Source organism: Vibrio sp. OPT46 (genome assembly GCF_015163535.1).
Classification (GTDB): domain Bacteria; phylum Pseudomonadota; class Gammaproteobacteria; order Enterobacterales; family Vibrionaceae; genus Vibrio; species Vibrio alginolyticus.
Window position 1 is genome coordinate 32,447 of record NZ_JADDYG010000838.1, and the last position, 5,770, is coordinate 38,216.

Genomic DNA, 5,770 nt, shown 5'->3' on the forward strand with positions numbered 1-5,770 from the left:
CAAAATCCCTAGCGTACCTGCGTTACAAATTACCCCAGAGGCAAACTCTTTTGAGTAACCGTTTTTGATCATACCTGCGATAACAATACTACCTATGGCAACAACCGTTGCAGGTGAGGAACCTGACAACGCGGCAAACATCATACACGCTACAACCGAAGCCATCGCCAAACCGCCGCGGAACCAGCCTACAATGGCAATGGCGAAACGAATGATCCGCTTTGCTACGCCACCCGTCGACATAAAGCTTGAAGCCAATATAAAGAATGGAATAGCCAATAGCGTGTAGTGGCCCGCGAATGCATTAAACAGCGTTTGAGCAACTGACGCTAAAGAGGCATCCGAATGCATTAAAAGGAAAAGAACACTGGAAAGGCCCAGCGAAATAGCAATTGGCACGCCAACCAGCATAAAGCCAATTACCATCAAAAATAGAAATAAGATATCCATGGCTTATTGCTCCTTGTTTTTAGCGTCTTGCGAGGCCTTTGGAGCCATTACGTCTTCAGCGTCACTCATCTCAGCTTTAAGAGATTCGAGCTCTTCCTCCGCTTCATGTCCTGCAATCAAGCGATCGAGCTTACCAGTAGCGATTTGCCACGTGACTTGAACAAATCTAAACGTTAGTAGCGCCATTCCAAGTGGCAAAGCGAAGTAAGGAATAAAACGTGGCAGCTTTTCATAACGCTCTCCCTCATTTAACCAGTCGGCCATGAACTGGAGTATTTCAGGCATCGGAATATCGTCCGTTTCATACCACGCTCGGTCAGTAGCGAACGGATACCAGTAGTTCCAAGCGCCAATTAACAGCAAAATAGAGAAGGCTAAGCAACACATTGCAGCAAAAAGCGCCAGGGCTTTTCGTTTACTTTCCGGAACGATGTTAATAATGACATCGACACCAATATGAAAGTGTTTTTTCACACCATAAGATGCGCCAACCAACACCATCCATGCGAACATGAAAACGGTGAGCTCAAGCGCCCAAAGAATATTGTCGTTAAAGACATAACGAAAGATGACATTGGCAAAGGTCAGCAAGGTCATGGCACCCAAGAAGAAAGCAATCAAAGTCTCTTCAATGGCATCGGTGATTCGTCCAGCCTTGGCAAAAAAAGTCTGTTCCATAATTACATCACGTCGTCTGTAGGGGGAAAGAGCCCCCTCAGTTTGAGAGGGCTAAATGTGCTAGGTGTTATTATTTTTGGTTAGACGCCAAAGCGGCTTCGATTAGGTCAGAACCAATGTCTTTTTCGAACTTCTTCCATACTGGTTGAAGTGCAGTGACCCATTCTTGGCGCTGTTCTGGCGTTAGAGTACGAACCACACCACCTGCTTCGATGATATTGTTCTTATTCGCAAGGTTTACTTTGGTTGACTCAGCATTACGCTGCGCAGTTACCTCTTGAATAATGGTGTTTAACTGCTCGCGCTGATCATCTGGTAAGTTTTTCCAGAAGTCGTTTGACGTCACAACTAAGTAATCCAGAATTCCGTGGTTCGTTTCCGTAATGCCATCTTGAACTTCGAAGAATTTTTTGCCGTAAATGTTTGACCAAGTATTTTCTTGACCATCAATAACCTTAGTTTGCAAGCCGCCGTAAACTTCTTTGAACGACATTTTTTGTGGGTTAGCACCTAGCTGCTCAAACTGAGCAACGAGTACATCAGACGCTTGAACACGGAACTTAAGTCCTTCAGCATCAGTTGGAGAAATGAGCGGCTTGTTGGCTGACATTTGCTTCATGCCGTTATGCCAAAACGCAATGCCTTGTAGGCCACGACGTTTCATTGAATTTTTCAGCTTTTCACCCGCTTCCGAGTTTTGGAAACGGTCAACCGCGTCGACATCATCGAACAAGAAAGGAAGATCGAAAAGGCGGTACTTCTTGGTGAATTTCTCAAACTTAGAAAGAGAAGGAGCAGCGAGTTGAACATCACCATTCAGTAGCGCTTCCAACACTTTGTCATCATCATACAGTGTTGAGTTAGGAAACACCTGCATACAGACTTTACCGTTCATCTCTTCGTTGACGCGCTTTTCAAGTAACGAAGCCGCGATGCCTTTAGGGTGTTTGTCCGCGTTCGTTACATGGCTAAACTTGATGACCGTTTCACCCGGGTCACAATTTGCGGCAGCATTAAAACTGGTAACAGCAAGTGCAGAGACAGATAGTAGAGTTAGAGGCTTAAACATTATTATTCTCCTTGTTGAATCACATCCCATCCCGTCCATGAGTAACTAGGTGTTAGGCGATGGGTACGGATGTTCAACAAGGAGCAATTAATGGACCATGTTAAAATTTACATGTATTTCAATAAATTAACATAGCCCATTAACATGAATCCGAAGTGTAACGAGTGAATTCCACCCAAGAAAAAGATACAAATGGGTGGGAAATGACCCATTTATGAAGAACAGCTTATCTCCATTTTCTTCCCCCATTCCGGCGGCAATTTCGCATAATCATCAAACTCGGTTTGCTCATCAAATGGGCGTTTTAACAGTTCGGCCAATCGGTGTAATTCGCTAAAGTCCCCTTCTTCCGCTTTATCAATCGCCAACTGAGCCAAGTAGTTACGCAAGATGTATTTGGGATTGGCTTGACGCATCTGTTTGCAACGCTGTTCGGTTGAAATCAGGCCCCCTAGTTCATCAACCTCTAGCTCACACCGAGCTAAGTACAGTTCAAGCCAAGCTCGCGCAGCTTCTCGGTCGAGAAATAAATCGATTACGGCTTGGGAAGGCGCATTATCAAGGTTTGAAAGCGTTCTGAAGAAGCGAGTGTAGTCCGTTTTGTTCTGGTGAAGAAGCTCAAACATAGCTTCAAACAAACGCCCATCTTCCGCTATCTTGGTTTTTAAGCCCAACTTCTCACGCATGAGGCGGCTGAACTGCTGGCTTAAATGAACTTCAAATTGACTCAACGACGATTCTAAATCTTCTCGTTCAACGAGTGGCGATAACGCATGCGCCAGTGCTGACAGGTTCCAAAGCGCAATTCTAGGCTGTTGATCAAATGCGTAACGACCCTGGTAGTCTGAATGATTACAAATGTATCCCGGCTCATAATCATCAAGAAAGCCAAACGGACCATAATCAAAAGTTTGCCCAAGAATTGACATGTTATCGGTATTCATCACGCCATGCGCAAAACCAAAAGCTTGCCAATATGCGATCATCTCGGCTGTTTTAGTCACGATGGCGTCAAACATCGCGGCATATGGTTTCTCCGCCGATGCACAATCAGCAAAGTGCCACTCAATCACCTTATCCGCCAACAGCTTCTGCTCTGCTAACTGGTTGGTGTAAAAGAAATGCTCAAAGTGACCGAATCGAACATGGGTTTCAGCCATTCGAAGTAACAAAGCGCCCGATTCCGTTTTTTCTCGATAAACAGGTGTATCACTGACCATCATACCGAGAGCACGTGTCGTGGGAACCCCAAGGCCCGCCATGGCTTCACTGCACAGGTACTCACGGATAGTCGAGCGTAATACCGCTCGCCCATCCCCCATTCGCGAGTAAGGCGTTAGCCCTGCACCTTTGAGGTGAAGATCAAACCAAGTACCATCCTGATGCTCAATTTCTGCCAACAGTAATCCACGTCCATCGCCCAAATCTGGGTTGTAAACGCCAAACTGATGGCCTGCATATTTCATCGCAAGAGGACGAAATTGTTCGAATTCACTAAGCCCAGAAAAAACCGCCAATAACTCATCGTTTTGCTCTTCTGGTAAACCAAACTGCTGTGCAAACTCACCATTCCAAGCGACCCAGCGAGTGTTGTCCAAGGGTTGTGGCTCGACCAACGTATAGAACGCTGACGGTAATTGACTAAAGCGATGGGTGAAATTGACCCGTTGCCAAATGGACATGTAGGGTTCCTTAATAAAAAGAAGTACTGTTGTGAGTATACGTGTGAATGTCCCTGTCATTCAGCCATGAAATGGACATGGGTATTTTGCGTGAATAACGCGAAGGCGGCAGGAAGGTATCAACCTGCCGCAGACCATCTCCTAAACGGAGGTAGCATGTAAAAGCAATCAAAGGGTTAAGCGGAAAATTCTTCACCCGTTTTTGGTGGCAGTGATGGCGTATCAAAACGAGCGCGTTCGATATCCACTACCGTTTTATAGCTCAACGATAACAATGCCAGCTGGTACGCGCCAAAAATACCATAGGCCACACCGACGAGGCTCAACATAAAGAGATTCGTAAAGTGGCTAAAGATCAGCTGACTGAGCAAGCCCGCACCCAATGGAATTAGTCCCATCAAAATGAATACTTGTTTGTTGTATGCTCTGCTCTGGTTCCACGAACGACGCAAACTGCGCGGCTGATGATCCATTGCAGTCGCTGGCAACACAAATGACCATCGCGCCATTACCCAATAGCCAGGAATGCTTGCAATCGTTGTGATAATAGCCATAGCAACAAAGTCGGCTTCACCACTTTCTGCAATGTAGATAAACGACAACGCAAAGATCGGGATACCAATAACGAGCATCATCATCAGTCCAAACAGTATCCACCAGCCTATGAAACGGAATTCTCGAGCTGACAAACGAAATACATCCAACGCCGAGTGCATGTAATCACCGACTAAATAAATTCGATGCACACGCACAGCCGCCATAGCGGCAACAAGTGGGTACAAAATAATTGTGACGAAATAAAACCCAGCGACATTGCCTTCTTGAACGTTCGCTTGATCTTGCCCCGTCATTTCAGGATACATAAAAGCAAAAATTGAGTGCACGATAATCAACGGAATACAAGCAATAACAATTGCGAGTAGATTCCTTCTGACCATCACTGCCGCTTCTCGGCATATTTCCGAAACAGAAAAGCCCTCGGTAGACATATAACATCCTTAGTTCATAAAAATCGGCCCCTAGGGTAACCGCAGAGTAGAAAAATCGCTTTAAAAATAATGAGAAACACATCTCATAAGATAATGAGAACGAAACCAAAATAAATCAGATAAAAAATAAGCCACTCAATGTGAGTGGCTTATACAGCAATTCCATACCGTTTTAGACGCGACGTCGCCAGCCTAATGTTGCAAGTAACATCAAAGCCCAATAAGAAACACTGCCGCTACCTTCAGAGTTCTTGAATGTCGTTGTCTTCAAAGAAGCAACAACCGTCACGATAACTTCCCCCGTAGCAGTGGCACCATGACCATCTGAAACCGTATATTGCAGCTTGATGCCGTCAGTAGGGCTATCCGGTGCTTGAAAACGGATTTTGCCATTCTCTACACTCGCACTTCCCACACCCGTTACGTTCTGTACGCTTTCTACAACCAGTTTATCGCCGTTCACATCCGAATCATTGCTCGCTGCATCAATCAGAATACTTTCACCAACGGCAACGGTCGCCGTATCTGCAAGCGTAAGTGGCGCTGCGTTTTTCATGGTTAAATCGACGGTAGCACTGGACGTTTCATTACTAGGATCAGTCACGGTTAAACGGAATGTCAGAACCTCACCCGCTTTTGCACCTTGAGGCACCGTAAAGCTTGTGCTAACACTGGTTGCATTGCCAAGAGAAACTGAAGTGCCAGCCAACTGCTCCCATTTATAACTCAACACGTCACCATCAGCATCCGTACTATTTAACGCAGACAACGTGACTCGCTGCCCAACCGTCATGTCTTTATTATCAACATCAATCACGGCCACTGGCGCTTCGTTGCTGCCAAGCACTTCCACCTGCACATTCACGATTGAAGATGAGTACGCACCATCAACCGACAACAAA

General features: G+C 45.6%; 6 protein-coding genes. All 6 read right to left on the minus strand.

Features of this window, described 5'->3' with window-relative positions; genetic code table 11:
• The coding region (locus IQR33_RS34845; RefSeq protein ID WP_228014212.1) for a TRAP transporter large permease subunit at positions 1 to 450 on the minus strand (450 nt) is incomplete at its 3' end.
• A 3-nt stretch (positions 451 to 453) separates the two neighbouring features.
• The gene (locus IQR33_RS29145) at positions 454 to 1,128 is read right to left on the minus strand and encodes a TRAP transporter small permease (RefSeq protein WP_193844274.1); all 675 of its coding nucleotides are present in this window, start codon (positions 1,126 to 1,128) and stop codon (positions 454 to 456) included.
• Positions 1,129 to 1,198: 70 nt separating this feature from the next.
• Positions 1,199 to 2,197 carry a TRAP transporter substrate-binding protein gene (locus IQR33_RS29150; RefSeq protein ID WP_017634784.1) on the minus strand — a complete coding sequence of 333 codons (999 nt, stop codon included), beginning with the start codon at positions 2,195 to 2,197 and terminating at the stop codon, positions 1,199 to 1,201.
• A gap of 212 nt (positions 2,198 to 2,409) precedes the next feature.
• Positions 2,410 to 3,879, minus strand: a complete 1,470-nt coding sequence (locus IQR33_RS29155; RefSeq protein ID WP_193837671.1) for a protein adenylyltransferase SelO — start codon at positions 3,877 to 3,879, stop codon at positions 2,410 to 2,412.
• Between the two features lie 176 nt (positions 3,880 to 4,055).
• Entirely contained in the window at positions 4,056 to 4,868 is an 813-nt protein-coding gene (locus tag IQR33_RS29160) for a sugar transporter (protein WP_193837670.1), read from the minus strand.
• Between the two features lie 172 nt (positions 4,869 to 5,040).
• On the minus strand, positions 5,041 to 5,770 hold a 730-nt coding region (locus IQR33_RS34850), incomplete at its 5' end, for an Ig-like domain-containing protein (protein WP_228014213.1).